Consider the following 21,963-nt stretch of genomic DNA (forward strand, 5'->3'; position numbering starts at 1 on the left):
ACTTCCATCATAAATCACTCACAATCGACTGCTGATCGCCATGAAACACTGGCACATCAGACAGTTACACACGCTTCGACCTTCGAAAGAGGGCCGGGCGATCACGTGCGTCTACGCATCGCCATGGCCTACAGGGCCGCCTCAGACAGTTTCTCCGATCGTTTGTTCAATACTCATCGAAGGAAACCACAATGTCTGAAGATCAGGAAATGCGGGACGTCATCCGTGCCCGAATGAAGGGCCGGATCCGGTTCAATGTCGCCACAGATAGGATCGAGGTGATCGTCGGGGAGCCAGACGAACTTCTCCGGTGGGAGCCGATCAACCGGCTCACCATGTTCCAGCATCTTCCACCCATGGTGGTGGAGAGGCTTTGGGACATGTTTGCCGATGCGGCAGGGTCGGGGTTCTACGCTGAAGACCGACTGGCCGGGGTGAAATTTATCGGGCTACACAAGGTTGCGGAGTACCTTGAGGAGGAGGAAGGCATCCGGATCGACGAAATCCCACTGCCTTCCTTCTCAGCATTGGCACCTGCTGTGAGTCTCAATACCTATCTTGCTGGGCGAGACCGGACAACAATCGCTGAAGTCGTGAAGGCCGTTCCAAGCATCTCGGAAAAAGATCTCCCGAACAGCCTTAAGGACGCAGGATGGGAGCCACGGCGCTCAGCAACAGAACGCTTCTGGGTGAAAAGGACACAAGATTGAATTTTGTGGCTATCCTCCCGTGGAATAAAGCGGGAGGATAGGCGCAACGCTGTAAATGCCGCTGTCGTCTATTTTTCACGATTTTCTGAATTTCGCGACCAATCCGGCTAGCGTGCTACTCCCGATAATCTTGTCGTCAGGAATCAATGCATAGGTCCACGGCTTGCCTGTTCCGTTTTGGACGTGCGCCGTTGCAGTTCGACACCATTTGGTAGCCGCTACAGCCTTTGCTTTAACAAGCGGATCGCCGAGTTCGTTTTGAGCCTTGACCTCAAGGATTAGCATTGCAGAGTCGGTCTCGACCACAAAATCCGGTTCGTAGGCTTCGCCGGACCGATAGTCGATACGGAACTGATTACGTCCCGGCTTAAGCCATTTTTCTACACTGGGATCTCGGTCAATGGTGACGGCCAGACGCCGCTCGGGATCTGTGTCGAATTTTTGCAGCGGATAGCAGCATTTCGTAAATGCCCCAAACACCTGTTTGCGGGTCTCGGAAAGTGGTGTGACAGCATGTTGAAAGTCGCGCATCTTCAGACCTTGTATTACGTTCATCGGTTGGGCTTGAAGAAGTGTGAACCCACGCGTGATACGGACTTCATAGTCGTCCTCATCCAGCACCGTTTCACGGTAATGTTCCATCATCTGGGCGAAGATGAAGTCGGCAAGTTCTCGGCCGTGACGGAGCAATACGTTTTCGACCTCTGCATCGTCCGTCAAATAGGAGCCCACTCTTACGACCACCTGTCCCGCCAGCTTGTATAGTAGGGCCGCATGAGCATCGTAGTCGATTTCGTTGCGCTCAATTAAGTAGCGCACCAGATAATCCTCTGGATGGCTCTCGTGCGGATCGTCGGGCGCGCGAGCCAGTGTGACGCGGGCTTGAGTACGTAGGTCCTCAATAATGAGCCCTTCATCGATGGGCCGCATATTTATCGTGTCGAGGCTGACGAGATCAAAGTCCTCGAAGGTAAACGTCACATGCTTTTTTGGCAGGACGACAATCTGAGGGATAGAAATTATACGATCGGCAACTGTCTCGGCCACTTTTCCCACGATCTCATTGATGCGAGGCGCTGCGACGACGCCCTCAAGAGTCCCTTGCGCAGGTTGCACGAGTTCTCGCACTTCGTCGGCGATCTGTTTCTGAACGTCTTTGTCGCGCAGGGCTTCCGCGCTGCCAAGCTTCCGCTCGTAGCGCCTGATGACGTCGAGCGTCACCTCTGCGGCTTTACCCTCTTCAGGCGATCTAAACACAAAGGTAGGCGGCTTCGCCTCGGAGAAGCCTGAAATTTCCGGATGGGCACCAGTTACAATCATTTCGGCGACGGACGGTGCCGTCACCAGGACGGAGCCAGTGCCAGGAATATCTCCGCCTTCGCCTATCTCCAGCGGCTTCATAACGATGGAACCTGGTTCCCTCGCCTTCGCGATAATGTCGTCGAAGCGATCGTGAGCGATGACGGTCAGCCGGTCCACGGCCGCGAAGTCGTCATCGCCTCCTTTCGATACTCGTTTGCCGAAGGGCAGGCGCAAGCCACGCCCCAAGGTCTGCTCCGTCAGGATATCAGACGCCGAAGCACGCAACGGGACGATAGTATAGAGGTTGCTCACGTCCCAGCCTTCTTTCAGCTTATTGACGTGAATGACGATTTCGGTGCGCCCATCCGTCTCCAGAGCCAGAAGTCGTTGGGTGGCATCGTCGCTTTCCTCACCGCGCAGCGCAGAATGAACCTCGGCTACCTTGCCTTTAAAGCGCCTCTTGAAAAAGTCTTCGGACTCGATGAATGTGCGCAGCCTACTGGCATCGGCTGTGTTGACGGCCACTACGAGGATGAAGGGCTTGATCTTCGGCGCACCGCTCGTGTGATGATAGCGGTCCAGCTCCACTGCTACATGATCGTGATAATGAACGGCGTCTTCGAGCTTGATTCGCTCAAGCTCCTGCTCACTCACAGAGCGGGGGTCGAAGTCCTTGCGCGTGGCGACAGCGGGTTCCTTCACGAAACCGTCGGCCATTGCCTGACCCAGCGTATAATCATAGATCACATTGCGGAATGGGACGGAGCGTGCGCCCACCGTTTTCGGCGTTGCGGTCAGCTCCAGTCCAAGGATCGGCTTCAGGCCGTCGATGGCGCTGGCCCCGGCGCTGGCGCGGTAGCGGTGCGCCTCGTCCATCAGCAGGACCAGATCATCGAGATGGGAGAGATAGGCGTAATAACTCTCGCCGATGGTCTCCTGAAGGCGCTTCATACGCGGTTTGCCACGCGGGCCTTCCTCCTTATTGATCTTATCGACATTGAATATGTTGATATGCACATCGGAGAAAAATTCACCCTGTCCGCCATAGGAGCTATTGCTGTTGGCATCAAAGCGAATGCCGATGCCGCTTTCATAATTATCGCCTGTCACGATTAGCGGTGGCTTGGCGGCAAACTCGGCAATACCTTTAAAAACGTATTTTGGCGTCCCGGCCGTGAAATCTGTGATCAGCTTGTCATAGATAGTTTTGTTCGGTGCCAGTAGGAAGAAATGGCGGCTTTTGCCGGCGAGATAAAGATAGGCGATAAATGCACCCATTAACCGCGTCTTGCCCACGCCGGTCGCAAGTTCGAAGCAAAGCGACGGGAATGCATGCTCGAAAGATTCAACGCGGGAATAAGTGTCGCGAATAACCTCAAGTGCGGCGGTGATGTCTGAGTCTTTGGACAGCACCGTCTGCTTCAGCACATCGGCGAGGATTTCGAGTGAGTCGGTTTGAGGCTTACGAAGCGAGAGACGCTGGCAGATGCTCCGAACAATGCGGTCGCTCACTTGTTTGCCTCCCCGCTGAACAGATCGTCGATCGAGGCGGCCTTGGTCCCCTTTTTCTTGCGAGGTTTGGTCGTGATTTCTGGGCAATCTGTTACGCTTGGCTCCTGATGAGCTTCGGGCAGGTTAGCGACGTTGAGGCTATAATCATCCTTACCCCATTCGCATTCGCGCAGCATAGACTGAGGAATTTTGCGGATTGTAAGATTGGGGAAGGCGCCAGACTTGGCATGGAATGCCTTACAGCAGACGAGCAGGGTGCGTTCATCCCCAACCTTCTCTGCCAGAACTGCAAGCTGTTCATAGGTAAGGCTCTGGGTGGTGACATAGATGAAATCGGTCTCCGAAGAGCGGCCCTGCATCCAGTAATGGGTCTCGTCTGGCTGATAAATGAAGCCCATGAGCTTGCATATGGCTTGCGCGATCTTGGGTGCATCATATTCCTTCGAGATCACCCAGTTATCCCAGGCATCCTTTTCCAGTAACGATGGTGCAAGGCGGTAGTAACGGAAGCCGCCGCCGCCCTTCCAATCGACGGTTTCGGTAATACCGCCCGGATCTTCGCCGTCAATCACCTTATACAGGCGTGGCACGATATGGGTCTCGCAATGGTCGCCCAGTTCCACCATGATCCAGCGGCGGCCCATTTTATGGGCCACCGCGCCGGTAGTGCCGGAGCCGCCGAATGAATCAAGAATTATTTCTCCAGGCTTAGAGCTGAGTTCGATAATGCGAGAAATTAATGGCTCCGGTTTGGGATTTTGAAATATGGGGATGTCGGAAAGAAGATTCTTTAAATCTATGCTTGCCTGCTTGTTGCTGCCCACGTCTTCGTGCGGCCACCAAGTTGTAGCGGTTAGGCCATTATCCATTTCTCGCAGGAATTTTTTTAGCATTGGACGGCCATTTCCGGAAATTCCAAAAGTAATCCGGCCGTCTTTAAGCCAATTGAAATATTGTTCCTCGTTGCAACGCCAATATCTCCCTTTGGGCGGTAGAAATTTTAGGCCTGTAGGTCCTCGGATTTCGAATTGACCAGCGGCGTAGAATTTTCCAGCTGAGAGATTTTCGGCTTTCCAGGGCCCTCTTGTGTCGTTGTCTGGATTCTTAAATTTTGCTTTTTGATCCTCAGTCCTCGAAATTTTCCCCATTTCAAAGAGAGATGTGTTCTTGGCATATACAAGAATATGGTCATGCACGTTAGAGATATGCATGGCGGTTTGGTTTGCGGTGTAAGCCTTTTGCCAAACAATATTTGCAACAAAATTAGACCGGCCAAAAACTTCGTCGCACAATACCTTCAAATAATGTGCTTCATTGTCATCGATCGTGATCCAGATAGAACCATCCTCCGATAAAAGACGCCGAAGAAGTTCCAGTCTGTCTCGCATTAGCGACAGCCAAAGCGAATGCTCTACCCCGTCGTCATAGTGCTCGAAAGCGCTGCCGGTATTGTAAGGCGGGTCGATGAATACGCATTTCACCCTACCAGTGAACTCCTGCTCCAATGCCTTGAGCGCGAGCAGATTATCCCCGTGGATCAGGATATTATCGAAGATGTCGTGATCGGTAACGCGCTTCTTGGTATAGTAGGAAAGGTTGTCGTCTTCCAGCAGTATGCGCGGTTCTAGGTGTGGACGCTCGTTCTTGCCGATCCATGTAAGTTCTAGCCGCTGCTTTAGCCTACTCACGATGCCTTCCTCTCTTCGCTTTTTAATTGGTCTTCGTAAGTTTCCATGAGGAATTCACTGATCGTGAAAGCCACGTTAACGGCAAGTCGCGCATGATGGCGTCGTGCTTCAAACTCGCAAGCATGGCGGTCTCCGGCCTTATTAGCGACATTATATAGACCGGAAATCTGACCTCTTATTCCTTGCAAGATGGCCTTTATGTAGCCTTCTATATTTTCACCGGCAGGATTCAAATTCATCTTGTCGGAAAGTAAACCATAAAGAGCTTTGATATCACCTTCTCCCTGCGCATATTGTGCCCCATAGGAGTCAAGGAGCTTTTTCAGAACACTCTCAACTAGAGTATAGCTGCTTGTGATTGCCCCTGAATAATCTGCAACGTCCAAACGTTCGCGTGCTTTATTGACATTGTTTATGAAAATTATTTCTTCTGGTTTGGTCAAAGTTGGAACCGGAACCAAGTCAGCATCAATGGTTTCGAGCAAGAATGGAGAACTACTAAATCCTGCCAAGGTGGAATTGTTTTTCTTTAATCTAAACCGCATGGGTTTAAGAATTTTGTTTATCTGAAACGCTATGCTTGCTGGGCTATCGTTTCTGTATTCATGACTTGCGCAGAAATCTGGAATAGCACAAATCAATCTATCTATTTCCGGAGTGCCATTAACCTCTTCAAGAAATTCTATAATGTATTCCGTCACCTCTGACGAACTCGGGTCTTGTTGCGGATATAGCCCATCGCCACCAAATTGCTCAAAGAACTGACTAACGTGGCGAACGGAAAACTGACCCGAAATCGGTTTTGTCATTCCGGGCGGCGTGATGCCCTGAAGAACACACGCAATGATTTGTTTGCAATTCGACGGGATATTCATTGGACATCCCATCGGATTGTAAACAGATCATTGTATTCCGGCTCTAATTTTAGACTTTCTTGGATTTGATCGAGCATTGCCTCGACATCGGCTCGAATGGTGGCACGGCGATCGAAGAACTGCCCTTTGAACTTATCGCGCTTGCTTTCTAAGGCGCTAATGCGACGTTTCTCAGCGAGCTTCTCCGTCATCTTCAAACTTGAGCCGCGCAGGGCTCTCTTGGCCTCACGAATTTCGGCTTCGATGGTCTTTATTTCTGTTTCGAAGGCCCGTTCTAGATCCTCAGCGTAGTTATCAAGTTTCTCGCTCTCGAGGTCGAGCCATTCGACATTCTGCTGCTCGGCCTCATCCAGAAGTGCTTTGCATCGCTCCTTTGCGGCTACTTTCAACTGTTCATCAGGTAAGCTTGTATCTACAGGTTCGTTCCTCGCGGGCACGCGCAATAGGCGCTCGAAGGTTTCGGGATCAACCGCGATACCATCATCGGCGACTACGGAAATCACTAGATATTCGCGAGTAACACTGGGCGTTTCGATACGCAACTTACCCACGCGTGCCCATCCCGCTTTCCCGCACAGGCGCTCCACGTCGGCCAGTTTTCCACCTGGATAGGCGGCAAGGTCAAAGTGCAGGTAAGACGGTGCGTCGAAGCTGCGTTCTTTGGCGGTCGTAATAAGGTCCGTTGCGAGCGTGCCTTCCAGCAGACGGAAGAACTTCCACCCTTTTTCATCCGCTAACGGCCATTCCGTGGTGTAGGTTTCACCACGAAAGTCGAAACGTCGTTCGTTGTCACGGTGAAAGTGTGCATCAGGGAGCTCAGCTCGCGCCACGCAAAGAAGCTGTCGGTCGAAATCTGATAATCTTTTCCCAATCTCTGAGTCACGTTCTTTAAGACGTTCGATGACTTTTTCGTCCACTGTCTCCAGAAGGCGCCTGCGAGCATCCAGAATTTGTTCACTGATTTGCGCTTGCAATTCGTCCTGAAGTTGGTCGAACGCCACGTCGATCTCTGTTTCGCTGCGGGCATTTTGCACGATCTCGAAAATACGCCGCTCAATATCGACACCACGTTCGATTACGCCCAATACTTCGTCGCTTGCCCCAAAGACACCTTTAAAGAGGTTAAATTTCTGGTCAAGAAGCTGATGTACACGCTGCTCAGCATGGTTCTTTAAGTTAAGAAAATTGACAACGACTACGTCAATTTTCTGCCCGTAACGGTGACAGCGTCCAATGCGCTGCTCTACCCTCTGTGGGTTCCATGGCAAGTCGAAATTGACAAGCAACGAGCAGAATTGAAGGTTAATACCTTCCGCTCCCGATTCCGTAGCAATCAAAATGCTCTTGTCATTTTTGAAGGCTTCGACGATGGCAGCTTTCATATCGGCAGTTTTTGAGCCAGATACAGCGTCAGATCCTTTGTGGCGCGCTAACCAGTCTTGGTAAATTCTCTTACTGCCGGGATCGTTATTATGACCATTAAGCAGCGCGATGTCATTTTCGTAGCCGTTGGCAGAGAGGAGGTCTGCGAGATATTTCTGCGTGCGCACTGATTCGGTGAAGATTACCGCTTTGCGCTCACCTCCCTTGTCGACGATTTCATCCAGAACACGCGGCAATGCCTCGACTAGCTTGATACCTTTGGCATTGTGACCAATGGCAAGGGCAAGCGTACGATAGCCCTCAAGTTCAGCGATCTCCGCATTCAGCTTTCTAAGGTCAACAGGCGCGTCAGCGTCCAGCTCCTCCCCATCGTCATCATCACCGAGTTCCTCGGAATCCTCATCGATAACGTCGTAATCAGATACCGTTTCAAGATTGGCGGGTCGCATCTGTTTGAGACGGTCGATAATTCTGGCTAGCGTATCAGCGACTGCAAAGGTCGAAGAGCCGAGGATTTTACGCAGAACCATCATTACAAGCGGGTTTGGCTTGCTTCCAAAGGCGATGGTATCCGAACGCTGCAAATAGCCTGACATGTCTGTATAAAGGAGCAATTCGTCCGGTGACGGCTCGAACTGCCAAGTAAGCGGGAGGCGTTCGGTATAGCGAATGAGGCCCGCTTGCTGAACCTGACGGCGTAACGTGCGCTTGCAGATAGATTCTAACCGCTTGCGCAGGGATATTAGGCCTGTTTTCGCGCTTGAGCCGGTTACATACTGTGAACGGAATGATGCTTCGTCACCAAACTGGTGCTCGTCTAAGATGGAAACGAGACCGTAAAGCTCCATGAGAGAGTTTTGCAGAGGCGTTGCAGTCAGGAGTACCTTGAAATAGGATTTGGTTGCCTCTCGCAGACGTTTGGCGCGAAGTGAACCATCTTTCTTGTAAACATTGCGGAGGCGATGTGCCTCGTCGAATACGACAAGATTCCAGCCACCACGGGCGATTTCAGCATGTTTGAGAGCGGCGAATTCATAGGACGTAATAACAATTTTGTCTGTCTGGCTGAAAGGAGAGGGTAGCCCAGCCTTGCGCGCCGCGTTGTAGGTCTTACTCTCCACAATGACGGAAGGCAGTGAAAACTTGTCGTAAAGTTCCTGGCTCCATTGTTTGCGCAGCGATGCAGGAACAATCAGCAGAATACGGCGGCGGCGTTCAGCCCAACGTTGGGCGATGACTAGACTGGCTTCGATGGTTTTGCCGAGGCCGACCTCGTCCGCCAGCAACACACCCTTGGATAACGGAGACGCTAATGCGAACAGGGCCGCGTCTACCTGGTGTGGGTTCATATGGACACGGGCTGTGGAAAGTGGCTGTGCCAAAGCATCCTCGCCCGTGCCTTCCAACGTCAGACGATGCGCAAAGAAGGTTGCTTGCTCCGGAGAATAATAGGCGGAGGCAAGTGTTGCTCGGTCGTTAGGATCAGTTTCCAAGCTATCGATACCCAAGGCCGTTTCTTTCTCGATCCAACGCGAAATAGTCGCGTGATCAAAACGCCATGACCCTCCGACTTTGAACCCCGGGATTTTCGCATCCGCGACTAGCTTGTAAACGGTCTTCTCGTTGATCTTGAGAAGTTCCGCGACGTCCCGAATTGTTAGAATATTTTCCGACATATGAAAATTGTGTCTCAATTCCTGGTGTCGATCAAGAGAAAATTGGAGAAAATAACGGAAATTTATATATTGGATGAGCAGGGGATGTTAGCGCGAAGTGGTTACGGAGGGTCCGTTTGACGATCAAAAATCGCGCTCTTAGGGAGACGTGTAAACTCACTTTCCATTTTCATGATTGACCAATTGCTGTGTGGGCGGTGTCATGACGGCGTCACTGATCACTCTCCATGGCCATGCTTCCACTACTTTCTTTTGATATCCAATGACGCCGTCATGACGCCGGTGGAGATGGTGTCATACGTTCGATGACACTGTCATCATGCACCATATCTGCCGTCATGGCGGTGTTATGACATGCGTCATGCAAAGCGTCATTGATGTCACATCACGTGGAAAATGGCAGAAAACAGCCATTTTTCTTTTTCCCGCTGTGTCCCGGCTTTTTCGGGTGTGAGGGCACGCTACCTCAATTTCATACGCATGCTTCGCAAGCATATGAAATCGCTACGTTTTTTTGTTCTATCGCGGCATTTTTGCGACGCAAAAATCAAAGCCGCTCTTTTTCTCCGCTTCCAGTGCTCTTGCACCTGCAGTGCGCCCTGATGACGGGGTGTGAAGGTGTCATTTTTCGGGGTGGGCGTTGTGAGGCGCATGACCCCAAATTCCCCAGAGGATTTTGTTCCCTGTATCGTTGGAGAGTGAGGATTGGGGTGGTGCGTCTCGTTCCTTCACAACCTGAACGAGAAAATCAATGTCTGATCATACAACCATTTCTTCCGCCGTGGAGGCGGATCTCATGCAGCTCGTGGCCCTGCACCGGCTGCTTGATTTTGCTGTTAGTGAGGCTCTTGCCGGTAACGTGGATGACAGTGTCCTGGAAGGCGTGGTCATCCTGACACGCATGGTTGGCCACAAGGTCAGGCTGGTTGCCAACAGGGTGCTGGGGAGTGATGCCTCTTCCCGCGATGACTGAAGCCAATGCTGCGAATGAGCAGTAAGCCGCTACAGCTTAATTTTCCCTTTTCATAATACACGCATGTTCTCAGAATGCTCGCTGAGTAATGGGGAACGTGCGTCCACATTACGGACACTTCAAATGACACCCGCTTTACCGAACAATGATCGTTTTAATAATGCTCTTCCAGCTTGGATGTTCGCTGGTTTTTTCCGCCCGAACGACATTGAGCGTTACGCTCAGCTTTCTCATGATCTGCTGGTGACGCCGACGCCGCAGATGCTGGAGTTCTGTGATGGAGGCCCCGAACTGGTCGCCCGATATAACCGTGACAAGGCCTTATGGCGCGCCTTTCGTCAGCGTGTGGCAGCGTATCACCGGAATCTCCCTGCCTGGCAGGAGCAGGTTCGCGTCAATAACTACCGGATCGGCTCCATTGTGGAACTGGCTGTTTATCGGCGCCTGATGCAAGCACAGGAGAGCGGCCTCAATATTATGGTTCAGCCACCCATTCGAGAATTGGGAAACAGAGGATTTGCGGATTTCGGTCTGTATTTCAAAGGACACCCCACAGTCTACATTGAGGTTGCCGGGACCGTTACGAGTGCCGGGCAGTCGGTCTCTGAAAATGCTGAGAAATTCCGTATTGGCATTGAGGAACGTCTGATGCGCTACATGGGTGTTGCACCTGTAGAGGTGATCCATATCGACGAGGTCTGCGATGTGTTCGTCCAGACAGAGCGGGTTCGTCAGGCTATTAAACGAGCAAAAAATGCATAATTCGTTTTTATCTAAAAATGAAATACTGAAAGAAAAAAGAGACATTAGCGGATAGCGCTTATCCAGTGACACGGGTCAGCCCATGACGGCTGGTCCGTTTCTTTGGAGGGTCGAAGTTTGTTCTAAATTTCGATTTTTCGATGACGTGTTTCATAACGCCTGATAGTCGCGAAAAAACGCGCAATATGCTGAAAATAAAGACAAAAAATATCAAGAATTTTTGATCACTTTTTCGTGGCGTATGAAATTGAGGTAGCGTGCCCTTTTGAGGCTGCCACAGGCTGGTGTGCAATAGTGATGTCACGCTTTTCGCAGGGGAAAAACAGTGACGCAGACTCATGAAAATCCCACACCGGATCTGATATCCGCAAATGACAATCTGACACCAGAAGGTGTCGAAAAAGCCGCTCAAGCAGCGGTCTATGCAGTTGCCAGGCTTATCGGTCGGAGAATGGCACGGGAGTATTTCGCCTCTTATCGGGCAGCTAACGACAACGGCGCTTTGTCCGATAATTCCCAGAAAATCGAGGAAACCCTAAAATGACACGTGTAGTATACTATGCGCGGTATTCGACTGATAAACAAAGCGCCAGTTCAATCGAAGATCAGTTCCGACTTTGCGAGCAACTCGCGATGCGTGAGAAGTGGGCGGTGGTCGGTAGTTATCATGACGCCGCCATCTCTGGTTCCGGGATGACTTTAAGGCCTGGCATTCAGGCTCTCCTGCGCGATGCGCAGGCGGGAGCGTTCGATGTTGTACTGGCTGAGGCGCTGGATCGCATTTCGCGAGACCAGGCGGACGTCGCAACATTGTTCAAGCGTCTTTCCTTTGAGGGTATCGCCATCATTACTTTGGCGGAGGGGGAAATCAACGAACTCCATGTTGGTCTCAAGGGAACGATGAATGCTCTGTACATCAAAACTATTGCCCGGAATACGCACCGTGGGCTTTTGGGCCGGGTGATGAAAGGCAAGTCTGGAGGAGGTCTGTGCTATGGCTATCGGGCGCTCAAGAAGGTTGATGCTAATTTCGAACCCGTCCGGGGTGATCGGGAAATTATAACTGAGGAATCTGAAGTCGTTTGTCGTATTTTTCGAGCTTTCGCGGCAGGACGAAGCCCCAGATCTATTGCGGTGGAATTAAATGGGGAGGGGGTTCCTGGTCCGAAAGGCCGTGCCTGGAGTGACACAACCATCCGAGGTCATCTGTCGCGGGGAACCGGGATCGTAAATAACGAATTATATGCGGGAGTCATTGTGTGGAATCGGCAACGTTTTATCAAGGACCCGATTACCGACAAGCGCGTTTCCAGGCCCAATCCAGAACATCTGTGGATCAGGACCGAAGTGCCGGAACTCAGGATAGTCCCTGACGATCTGTGGCAAGCCGTGCGGGCGCGCCAGAAGGAGATTGCTGCCAAAGTCGGTCCGTGCCTTGTGAATACGCGAGAAGGTCGAGCACGGCGGTTGCACCTGGCAAATCGGCCTATGTCGCTCCTGTCAGGGTTGCTCTCATGCGGGTGTTGCGGTGGAAAGATAGGAATCATCGTGAATGGCCGGTTTGGGTGTCTGAATCACCCGCGTCGGGGAACTTGCCAGAATAATCGGACGATCTTGCGGGAGAAGGCAGAATCTCGGGTTCTCGCTGGGCTAAGAGAGCGATTGGTGTCTTCTGAGGTGATCGTCGAGGCCGTTCAGGCTTTTGCAAAGGAAGTGAAGCGTCTTAACCAGACATGGCGTGTGCAGAGTGCTGCTGATCGTAAGGCGCTCGGGAAGGTCGAGCGAGGCATTGCCGGAATTATGGCGGCAATTGAGGACGGGATGTATCAGCCTTCGATGAAGGCACGACTGGCCAGCCTTGAGGGGCAGAAGGCGGACATAGTTGCTCGCCTGGGCGGCGCCCCGCCTGATGTTCCCGATGTGCATCCCGATATTGCCAGTCACTATCGGCGGAACGTCGAGCGGTTCACCGAGGCGCTCGATGATCCGGACGGCGGAAAGGAAGCCGTTGATGCTCTGCGCTCGCTGATTGGCGGGATCGTCTTCACCCCAGGCGAGAAGCGGGGAGAAGTTCATATTACATTACGCGGCGAGCTGATGGGTATTCTCGACGTTGCAAATGACGTCAGCGGCAAAAAGGAAAGTCGGCTTATGACAGCAGGGGAAGCAGGCCCCCGCAACCATCCGAATCACAGTTTCCGAAACCCCCGCCGTCTTGATGAGACAGCGGGGGTTTTCGCGTTTTGGGGGGGAAAGAGAGGTAGATGTATTATTTTGATGCCTGCTTCCAGATGTTTGCCGCGGCCTCGTCCAGAATGATCGTGGCCTTGTCGTGAAGCCGGATGGCGGTTGCACTCACGTTCTCGCTGATGGGGCCGTTCAGGGCTTCATTGATGATGGAGGCCTTGCCTGCTCCAACGGCCACCAGCAGAAGGCGTCGGGCTTCAAGAATTGTGCCGACCCCCATCGTCAGGGCGCGTGACGGAACCCGCTCCGGGTCGTTCCCGAACATGCCGCTGTTCTGACGTCGTGTGATGGCATCAAGTCGATGCTCGGATGGCCGCTTCATAACCGGTACATTCGGCGTCCAAATCCGGAGCAATGCCGTCTGGAACATGAATTCCACTGAGGCGCATGTTCACATGCGCGAAGAGATGCTCCTGCATGTAATGGCGATATGAATTCGGGTTCTCGGGACCAAGACCGACATATTCGTCCAGATTGAAAGACGTTGTACTGGAAAAATCCAGGGTCCCGGCCTTATGCTGCCGGACTAGGAGCCGGTAGATGCTTTCCATTGTGCGACCTGTCGCCAGGCCCAGAACCGGCTTCCGGGTTGCGCGGATTTCGGCTGCGATCATGTCGGCGGCGCGGTGGAAGGCCTGTGCGGGACTATCGGTGACGATGACATCCATGGTGCATCAATCCTGTTTGGTTTTCATGCCCGGCGTTCGCCGTTGACCCAGACTTCGATGACCTGAAGTCTTTTATCAAGAACCGTGAAATCAGCCAGCAGATCTGGCGCAATGGCGCCACGGTCATGAAGGCCAAGATAGGTTGCGGCATTCGTGCTCACCAGACGCGCGGCTTTTGGCAGGGACATGCCGGCATTAACGGCATTACGCAGGGCCTGGTCGAGAGTCAGAACACTCCCGGCGAGTGTGCCGTCCGGAAGACGCACCACGCCGTCCCGGATCAGCACATCCTGCCCCCCAAGCTGGCTGGGGCCATCGGGTTCGCCCGTGCCGCGCATGGCGTCCGTTACGAACAGCAGCCGGTTTCCCATCATGCGCTCTGCCAGACGGAAGCTGGCGGGATGAACATGATGCGTATCGAAGATCATCTCTCCATACGCCACATCGCTGCACATCAGGGCTGTGACCGGACCGGGACGACGCCCCTCGATAGGAGACATGGCGTTGAACAGATGGGTCGCCCCCACCGTTCCGCCGGCCGCACAGACCAGACAGATGGCGCGCTCCGCACCGGCATGGTCCGTGGTAGTATGTCCCAGGCTGACCCTGATGCCTGCATGGGCAAAGGTTTGCATGGCAGTGGCGGAGTGTTCGAGTTCCGGCGCAATCGTCACGACGCGGACGCAGCCGGTCGCGATTGCTTCGGCCACGCGGTCGGCTGTCGGTTCGATATTGAACGGCGGCTGTGCTCCCAGTTTGTGGGGGCTGACAAAAGGCCCTTCCAGATGCGCGCCATGAATGCGGGGGCCATTTTGTACGCCCCGGTCACAGACATCCGCCACGGCCCGAAGGGCATCCATGACCTCTGGCCACGGGGCCGTGATTGTGGTGGGCAGGATGGTCGTAGTGCCGTGCCGCAGATGGAAACGGGAGAGAGTTTCGATGGCAGCTACGCCATCCATCGTGTCAGCGCCACCACCACCATGGACATGACCATCAATGAAACCGGGCAGGATGTAGCGTTCTGCCGCCTGGGACAGGGGAGTGATGTCGCGGATATGGCTGTCAAAACTGACGCGCCCGGATACGACGTGGTCATGCAGGACGATCCTGCCATCCAAATGGGACATCATGACTCCTGATCCAAAGGTAAAAGGCCGGTCTGACCATAACGGCGGGCATAGAGCAGAATGACAAGATAGGAAGGCAGGACGAGCATCGCGAAGGTGGCCTGAAAACCGATGAAAGGTTTCAGCGCGACATAGATCTGCGGGATGATGCCCCCGCCGCTATACGCCATTACCATCAGGGCTGAAGCCAGTGGTGTCCATGCTCCTGCCCCCCGTATGGCGATCGGAAAGATGGTGGGCATCAGCATGGCATTGGTTGCTCCCAGAAGCGCGACACAGAGCACGGAGACATATCCGTGGGTCAGGAAGGCTGCGATGGTGAGCATGGCGCCGATGATACAGGACAGTTCCATGAAGCGCTCCTGCGTCAGGACGCGGGGAACGATCATGAAGCCGGCGAGATACCCGCCTAGCATTGCGGCGAGGGTCAGGGACGTAAAGAATCTGGTCTGGGTAAGGGGAAGGCCAAAGTCCTGTCCGTAAGTTCCGATGGCATCACCGGCCATGACCTCAATGCCGACATACACGAACATCGCGGCAATTCCGAATGTTAGATGAGGTCTGAAAATACGACGGCGGTCGGCTGGTAGGCCCGGCAGTGGAGGGGCCTGCAAATCGGGCAGTGGAAACATCGCCACACCTATCGCTGCCGCAAGCAGGATTACGGCCATCGTCATGTAAGGAGCATAGATGGCGTGGACAAACCCGGTCAGTAAGGCATTGCGCACTGTGGGATCGGTCGCTTCCTGCAGATGTTGGGAAATGCTGCCGATATCTCCCATGACGACGGTTGCCAGAACGATCGGTGCCAGGATACCGGCGCATTTGTTGCACACGCCCATGATGGCGATGCGCTGTGCCGCCCGTTCAGATGGGCCGAGCAGACTGACAAGAGGATTGATGACCACCTGCATCAGCGACAGCCCTGCTCCCATCACCAGCAGACCGGTCAGGGCCCCCGCGTAGAGGCGCATGGCAATGAACTGTCCGAAAAGTGCCACGCCTGCCGCGCAGAGGAGAAGGGAGGCGGAAAGTCCTCCGCGCAGGCCCATCTTGCGCGCGAGGAAAGACGAAGGCAGGGAGAACAGGAAATAAGAGACGTAGAACACCATCGGGACAAGGAAGGCGCTCGTATCGCTGAGGTCGAAGGCGACGCGGACGAACGAGATCAGCGGCCCGTTCATCCAGGTCACGAAGCCCATGATGAAGAAAACTGCCGCTGCGACACCGAGCGGCGCCAGGCCATAACGGCCGGTCAGACCATTGGTCTGGACCGGGGACGTCACGATGTCAGTCCGGCATTGCGAAGGGTATGGGATGTCTGGTCGATCCAGCTGTCATCCGGCTCCCACCCAGCCATGCGCGCGGCCTGAAGCAGGCCTCCGCCCACAGGGGGAAGGCGGGGCTGGACGGGAGCACCATGCCGGGCCGTGATGATGTTGCGGAGGAGGGCACTCTGGAAGGTGCCGCCCGCATAGCTCCAAGGTAATGGAGTTTCTGGAAAGTGGCGGCGGGCCGCGTCGATATGGGTGCCGAGATGGTCCGCAGCTTCGCGCATCAGGCGTCTGGCCGGCTCAAGTCCCTGCTCGGCCAGGTCCGATACATTCCGGGCCAGGGCGGCGACACAGGCCCGGGGATGCTGGAGCGTTCCATACCACTCCAGAAGCGCCGCCCCACACGCTTCCTTCCCGACCGGAAGACCCATCGCGCTTGCGAACGGAGTGAGAAAGGCTAGGTCCTCTTGGTTGCGCCCATCCAGCAGCATGGTCAGAAGAGACAGGGCCCGACGCCCGATCCAGAAAGCACTGCCTTCGTCTCCGAACAGCCCGCCCCAGCCACCGACCTTGATCTGTCTACCCATGCCATCTGTCGCCCATGCGACAGATCCCGTGCCGGATAAAAGCAGGACCCCCGCGTGTCCACCGAATGCTCCGGTACAGGCCATTTCCACATCACTGGTGAAGCTGAACGGATGAGGAAACGCTTTCGTGACGATTTCTTCCTGTTGGAGACCCAGGGTGAGCGTTTCATCATATCCTGCAAGCCCGAGCGCGAGAGCCGTCGTGGTGACGGGAATCCGGGCGAGCAGGGATTGCAGGACGCTTTGCCAGTCGCTCTGGTCAAACGGATTGGAACCCGCTGCCCGGACTACAGACCCCAGAGTTCCGTCCCTGCCGAGAACGACCAGAAGCGTTTTGGTCCCCCCGCCATCTATCGCCGCGATACAGGACGTGGATGCGGTCGTTTGTGAAGCTGGATGCCGGTGCTGCAAGGGGCGGTGTGAAGCTGTCATGTTTCGATGTTTCATTTGGAGCGGCAGGAGCGGAGAGGGAGTTACAGACTGTGCGCAGTGAACATGGGGCTATCGGGCAAGAGTAAACACGAATCTGGAAAAGTCTCCTGCGTCATAATGAATTGTGACGCCTTTCGGTTTTTTGGTATATTTTCATTGCAAATTTGGAGCGGTTTTCTATTTTTTTGATAGGAAATGAAAATATAAAATTCATGAATTGCAAATAACATCAATTATATTTTTGTGTAATTCAGCGGGGCTGAGATCCTGTTTTTTCATGATGTTGCCATCAGAAAAGCCATATTTGTGGATAAAATAGACTGTCTCTTTTGACCCGTCTGGTTTGCTGATGTCAGGTATTGAAGGGCGATGGTCGCCGTAAAATATTAGTACGGATTTTTTAGTGCTGGATTTTAGCGCTTTGTCGAGAATGCCTAGCATATGGTCAGCACTCTCGAGATGTCTGCAATAGCTTGCGCAAGGGGAATTTGTGTCGGTTCCTTCTGCGGACCATGGGCCATGATTTTCCATGGAAACGGCATAGAGAAGCGTCGGATCTGCACTATTTTCGTTCATTAGAGACACGATTTTATGTGCGAGCGCCTCATCGCCTACATAGCGGCCGCATAGATCTTTTGGGCCAAAAACCTCTGGCCCCAGTATTTTGTTAAATCCAGCAGCTGGCATAAGGCGATCCCGCCCATAAAAACGCAGATCATGAGGATGAAGAAATATTCTGTTTGTAAAAATATTTTTTAAACGATTGGCTAGAGAAAATGACAATTCTTCTTTGGCTGTTAAATAAGGGTCGTATTTTCTGAACCCAAGCGCTTCTTCGTCTCTTCCGAAAAGGACACCATATTCTGAACGCATGGTGTAAGCACCAAAGTGATTGACGAGATATTTTCCACTCCGAGTAGCCGTGTTCATCAGTCGAGAAAATTCTGGCATCTCGGGGATCGCTTGAACGTCTTCAAGGTCGGTAGGATCCATGAAAGATTCGCACTGAATAATGCAGACGAAGTCTATTTCTATGGTATTATGAGGTTCGATTGGAGTTTCTTTCGGGGGATTTTCTTCCATCTTCCAACGTAGGGCATAGGCCCAGAGTGTTGAGAAGAGACCAAACTGCCGCACGTCATCAATCAATGCTGGTCGTTGCATGAGGGAATGTTTTCCGCCATGCAGGATTACTCTTCGAAACAGCGTATTTCCTGTAAGTCCAAGTAGTATTCCGATAGCCCGTCCTTCGGGAGCCAGTGCCATGCTGGAAAATAGAAAATAGCCGGAGATTGTTATCAGGCCGATAATGGCAATGCGGGCTGGAATCGAAATTGCGTCCAGATAGAAGCGTGGATAGCGGATGAAAGATGACACCACGACAAGATCTGAAAAAACGAGAGGTTCTCCCAAGGTGCGTTGCTTGAGGGTTGAGACGGCTATGAGCAGTGTTGCCAGAGCGCAGGATAGTATGGCTGCTGACAGTGGCTGTCCTGTTACGACAAGCGAGCCCCCAAAGACTGTCAGTGGAATCAGGCAACGCGGGCCTAACGAGGCCAAAGACGGTGCTCTTCCTCTTGGGAAGCTGTCTATGACTAAAAAAAATACGACGGTCGCAATGAGCGCCACAAAATAGCTTAACACGGGAAAGATGATAGCACGTTCATCTCATGGGTGAAGCTTTCTGGATCTGAAAAAGATTGTTGCTGGAAAAGAAGGGCGTAACAAGAAAGCCTCTAAGGTTTACCTTGTGTGACCACCAATTCCTCTCCCTGACGTTGCCAAGTAATAATGCCACTTTTATGATCATCAGGATCGGGTTTGTTTTTCTTCAAGGATCTGTTTGTGGTGAGTGACCTTATCGAGATTACCGATACCCCACTCACAGGCAACATGACAGTGCTTCTGGTTCTGCCGCCTGGGCGACGGAGGAGTACGCCTGCTTTGGGGTGTCCCAAAGTCGATCTGAGAGACCTTGCCCCTTCTTCTGACCTGTCTCCGCTTGCTCTACTGCGTCGCTATAAGGTCGGTGGTCGTTATTGGGGGACGGCTCTTCCATCAGATGTTTCCTATGAATTTGCTGTTTCCGTCCATAACGATGCAGAAGCAGGACTGCGGTTGTGGCGTCATGCGATCAAAAGCTACCCCGCTGGGCAGGGGCTTGTTGTTCTGGGCGCGTCTTGTGATGCGCAGCCGTTTACGCTCCGGGGGATTCCCTGGGTGCGTGATGTGGAGCCTCATGGCCTGGTTCAGTCAGTCTCGGTCATATTGTCCGACACAGGCGATGATTTTGCTGTGTTGGGTGCGGCATATGGACGTTCTGTTCTGATCGGTCAAACGGATGGGCCACTTCAAGTGCTGACGCCAGAATACGCAACTGCTTGGCTCGTTTCTGGGGTTGAATGGCAGAATCCGTTTGATGGCAGGAGCATGACGTTCGGGATGGCTGTTGAAATGGCCACGGATGCCCGACGCGCGTGGCTTCGTTTCCAAGGCATAGCAGGGTGCCTGGGTATCGCGTGGTGGAAACGCGATTGCATGGCGCGATTTCTGGATCTGCCGGGAAATAATGTCCGTGTTTCCGGTGATCCGCGTAGAATCGTGCGACATGCCATTGAGGTGGCCGGGGATATTGCCGTATGGACCAGCCGGCCGCCGAAACGAGGCATCAGGCAGTATGCTCGGACCGGAAATGTTTCATTCTGTCTGATTGAAGATGGGTTTCTGCGCTCCGCAGGGCTTGGAAGTGATTTGTTCCCACCCTTTTCAATCGTGATGGATCGTCGTGGAATCTATTTCGATGCGTCCAAGGAGAGTGATCTCGAGCATATTCTACAGACCACGACGTTCGATCCGGAAATCATAAAGCGCGCCCGGCGACTGATTGATGCCATGATTGCCGGGCATGTCACCAAATATGGCATTGAATCCAGCCCGAATCTTCATATTCCGATCCCACCGGGCAAGACTTCTATTCTTGTGCCGGGGCAAGTGGCAGACGATCTTTCCGTTCGTCTCGGGAGCCCAGAAATCAAGGGGAACCTTGAGTTGCTGAAGGCTGTGCGACGCCATAATGCGGAAGCTTTCATTATTTTCCGACCTCATCCGGATGTTGATGCAGGGCATCGGGCGGGACAGATCCCTGATAGAGTTGCGCTGCAATATGCGGATCGGGTCGTCCGTGGTGGCAGTATGGCTGGGCTTATCAATCTAGCCGACGAAATCCATACCATGACCTCCCTGGCAGGATTCGAAGCCTTGATACGGGGTAAGTCCGTCGTAACCTATGGCTTGCCGTTCTATGCAGGCTGGGGACTTACGATTGATCATCTGAAATGTTCCCGTCGCAACAGAAAACTATGCATCGAGGAACTCGCAGCTGGAACACTTCTGTTGTATCCCGCATATCTCGATCCGGTTACGAGCCTGCCTTGTGGTCCTGAGGTGCTGATTAAGCGCTTGTTGGATCCTACGCTCTGGACGCCCAGATTCAGCACCCGTGTCCGACGGTATCAGGGCCGGTTGCGGCGCCAGTTTGGCAAGGCTCTCATGTACATCAGAAGGCAGGCCTCTTGAACCAGTTCCCGACATCCACCCGCGACTTTCATTCTGAAGAGACGCCAGTCAACCGGCGCTTTCTGTTCCTGCAGGGGTTGATGGGACCGTTTTTCGAACGTGTGGGCCAGGATCTCGCAGATCAGGGGTATGCGGTTTTCCGGATCAACTTCAATGGTGGTGATCGACTGTTCTGGAAACTTCCAGGGGCAACAGATTACCGGGGAACTTTCAGGGACTGGCCTGAGTTCCTGCGGCGTTATCTGAAGCATAACTCTATTACGGATATTCTGCTTTTTGGAGACTGCCGCCCTATGCATAAGGCTGCGCTCTCTGTCTGCCGCGATGAAGGTGTTCATATTCACGTTTTCGAAGAGGGTTACATCCGTCCGGACTGGGTCACGCTTGAGCCGGATGGCGTCAATGGACACTCCCAATTACCAAAAGATCCTGAATATTATCGTCGGGTTGCTGCACAGCTGCCACCGATGCCGCCCCATGTCACTGTTCCTTCTTCCTTCAAGCGGCGTGCTCTGGAAGGTGCGGCGTATAATACCGCTGATATTCTGACGCGTTGGTATTTCTGGTACTGGCAGGATTATAGGCCTTGGCCGCCTCTGGTGGAGGGAGTGAGTTGGCTGAGGCGCTTGGCTAAGCGTAAGAAAAACGTTGCTAGAAGTCAGGAAATGCTTCGGCGCCTTAAAGAATCCGGGCGGCCCTATGTTCTGTTTCCCTTGCAGTTGGATGCAGATGTCCAGATCAGGCTGCACTCTGATTTCCGGGGCATAGCAGACGCCATAGAGCTCGTTGTGGAGTCTTTCGCGCTCAATGCTCCAAAGAATCAACTCTTGGTCATAAAGGAACATCCCCTGGATAACGGCCTTACGGACTGGCGTCAGGTCGTTGGGAGATGCGGGAAGCGGCACGGTGTTCTGGAGCGTATCGCTTACGTTTCATATGGGGAAATTGAAAAGCTGGTGCGTGAGGCACAGGCAGTGGTCACTATTAATAGCACCACTGGCACGCTGGCTCTGGCTGAAAACGTGCCAGTTTTCTCGCTCGGGCAGTCCATTTATAACATTCCCGATATCACGCATCAGGGTGATTTGGCTGGTTTTTGGCAAGCGCCGACACCGCCGGATATGGAAACTTTCAATGCTTTCCGGCGTGTCTTGATTGAATATTGCCT

At 53.2% G+C, this 21,963-nt stretch carries 17 protein-coding genes; 7 read left to right on the forward strand and 10 right to left on the reverse strand.

Features of this window, described 5'->3' with window-relative positions; all coding sequences use genetic code 11:
• Window positions 1-191: 191 nt before the first annotated feature.
• Window positions 192-710, forward strand: coding sequence for a hypothetical protein (locus GOX01_RS10390; RefSeq protein WP_081107030.1), 519 nt, complete (start codon window positions 192-194; stop codon window positions 708-710).
• A 75-nt stretch (window positions 711-785) separates the two neighbouring features.
• Here the strand turns inward: GOX01_RS10390 and GOX01_RS10395 are convergent, their stop codons facing one another.
• From GOX01_RS10395 to GOX01_RS10410, 4 genes are read right to left on the reverse strand one after another with little or no spacing between them, the layout of a single operon-like run.
• Window positions 786-3,524: a DEAD/DEAH box helicase gene (locus GOX01_RS10395; RefSeq protein WP_062268915.1), complete on the reverse strand. Its 2,739-nt coding sequence runs from the start codon at window positions 3,522-3,524 to the stop codon at window positions 786-788.
• The gene (locus tag GOX01_RS10400) at window positions 3,521-5,212 is read right to left on the reverse strand and encodes a site-specific DNA-methyltransferase (RefSeq protein WP_062268913.1); all 1,692 of its coding nucleotides are present in this window, start codon (window positions 5,210-5,212) and stop codon (window positions 3,521-3,523) included. The genes GOX01_RS10395 and GOX01_RS10400 overlap by 4 nt, the downstream gene beginning before the upstream one ends.
• On the reverse strand, window positions 5,209-6,087 hold the full coding sequence (locus GOX01_RS10405) for an abortive infection family protein (protein ID WP_062268910.1): 879 nt from the start codon (window positions 6,085-6,087) through the stop codon (window positions 5,209-5,211). The genes GOX01_RS10400 and GOX01_RS10405 overlap by 4 nt, the downstream gene beginning before the upstream one ends.
• On the reverse strand, window positions 6,084-9,146 hold the full coding sequence (locus tag GOX01_RS10410) for an SNF2-related protein (protein ID WP_081107028.1): 3,063 nt from the start codon (window positions 9,144-9,146) through the stop codon (window positions 6,084-6,086). The genes GOX01_RS10405 and GOX01_RS10410 overlap by 4 nt, the downstream gene beginning before the upstream one ends.
• A 751-nt stretch (window positions 9,147-9,897) precedes the next feature.
• On the opposite strand from GOX01_RS10410, the gene GOX01_RS10415 reads away from it, so the two are divergent.
• From GOX01_RS10415 to GOX01_RS10430, 4 genes are all read left to right on the forward strand, one after another.
• Window positions 9,898-10,119, forward strand: coding sequence for a hypothetical protein (locus tag GOX01_RS10415; RefSeq protein ID WP_062268681.1), 222 nt, complete (start codon window positions 9,898-9,900; stop codon window positions 10,117-10,119).
• A gap of 123 nt (window positions 10,120-10,242) precedes the next feature.
• A complete protein-coding gene (locus tag GOX01_RS10420; RefSeq protein WP_062268679.1) occupies window positions 10,243-10,881 on the forward strand; it encodes a hypothetical protein in 639 nt (212 codons plus the stop codon).
• A gap of 325 nt (window positions 10,882-11,206) precedes the next feature.
• On the forward strand, window positions 11,207-11,425 hold the full coding sequence (locus GOX01_RS10425) for a hypothetical protein (protein ID WP_131973884.1): 219 nt from the start codon (window positions 11,207-11,209) through the stop codon (window positions 11,423-11,425).
• The gene (locus tag GOX01_RS10430; protein ID WP_062268878.1) at window positions 11,422-13,200 is read left to right on the forward strand and encodes a recombinase family protein; all 1,779 of its coding nucleotides are present in this window, start codon (window positions 11,422-11,424) and stop codon (window positions 13,198-13,200) included. The genes GOX01_RS10425 and GOX01_RS10430 overlap by 4 nt, the downstream gene beginning before the upstream one ends.
• Here the strand turns inward: GOX01_RS10430 and GOX01_RS13200 are convergent.
• The 6 genes from GOX01_RS13200 to GOX01_RS10455 form a co-directional block, all read right to left on the reverse strand.
• The gene (locus tag GOX01_RS13200) at window positions 13,151-13,450 is read right to left on the reverse strand and encodes a sugar phosphate isomerase family (RefSeq protein WP_051391297.1); all 300 of its coding nucleotides are present in this window, start codon (window positions 13,448-13,450) and stop codon (window positions 13,151-13,153) included. The genes GOX01_RS10430 and GOX01_RS13200 overlap by 50 nt on opposite strands.
• Window positions 13,422-13,796 carry a 6-phosphogluconolactonase gene (locus tag GOX01_RS13205; RefSeq protein ID WP_228119295.1) on the reverse strand — a complete coding sequence of 125 codons (375 nt, stop codon included), beginning with the start codon at window positions 13,794-13,796 and terminating at the stop codon, window positions 13,422-13,424. Before GOX01_RS13205 ends, GOX01_RS13200 begins: the two co-directional genes overlap by 29 nt.
• Window positions 13,797-13,819: 23 nt before the next feature.
• Window positions 13,820-14,926 (reverse strand): N-acetylglucosamine-6-phosphate deacetylase, encoded by a 1,107-nt coding sequence (gene nagA / locus GOX01_RS10440; protein ID WP_011253003.1) that lies wholly within the window; start codon window positions 14,924-14,926, stop codon window positions 13,820-13,822.
• A complete protein-coding gene (gluP, locus tag GOX01_RS10445) occupies window positions 14,926-16,212 on the reverse strand; it encodes a glucose/galactose MFS transporter (protein WP_062268875.1) in 1,287 nt (428 codons plus the stop codon). Before gluP ends, nagA begins: the two co-directional genes overlap by 1 nt.
• Complete coding sequence (locus GOX01_RS10450; RefSeq protein WP_049750739.1) at window positions 16,209-17,219, reverse strand: N-acetylglucosamine kinase; 1,011 nt, start codon at window positions 17,217-17,219, stop codon at window positions 16,209-16,211. Before GOX01_RS10450 ends, gluP begins: the two co-directional genes overlap by 4 nt.
• A 210-nt stretch (window positions 17,220-17,429) precedes the next feature.
• Window positions 17,430-18,863 carry an LTA synthase family protein gene (locus GOX01_RS10455; RefSeq protein ID WP_141259248.1) on the reverse strand — a complete coding sequence of 478 codons (1,434 nt, stop codon included), beginning with the start codon at window positions 18,861-18,863 and terminating at the stop codon, window positions 17,430-17,432.
• A 177-nt stretch (window positions 18,864-19,040) separates the two neighbouring features.
• Between GOX01_RS10455 and GOX01_RS10460 the strand changes: the two genes are divergently transcribed.
• The gene (locus tag GOX01_RS10460) at window positions 19,041-20,795 is read left to right on the forward strand and encodes a capsular polysaccharide export protein, LipB/KpsS family (RefSeq protein WP_024716602.1); all 1,755 of its coding nucleotides are present in this window, start codon (window positions 19,041-19,043) and stop codon (window positions 20,793-20,795) included.
• Window positions 20,792-21,963: capsule biosynthesis protein (locus GOX01_RS10465; protein WP_141259249.1), on the forward strand; the 1,172-nt coding region annotated here is incomplete at its 3' end. The genes GOX01_RS10460 and GOX01_RS10465, both read left to right, overlap by 4 nt.

This window comes from Gluconobacter oxydans, from assembly GCF_006539685.1.
Lineage (GTDB): Bacteria > Pseudomonadota > Alphaproteobacteria > Acetobacterales > Acetobacteraceae > Gluconobacter > Gluconobacter oxydans.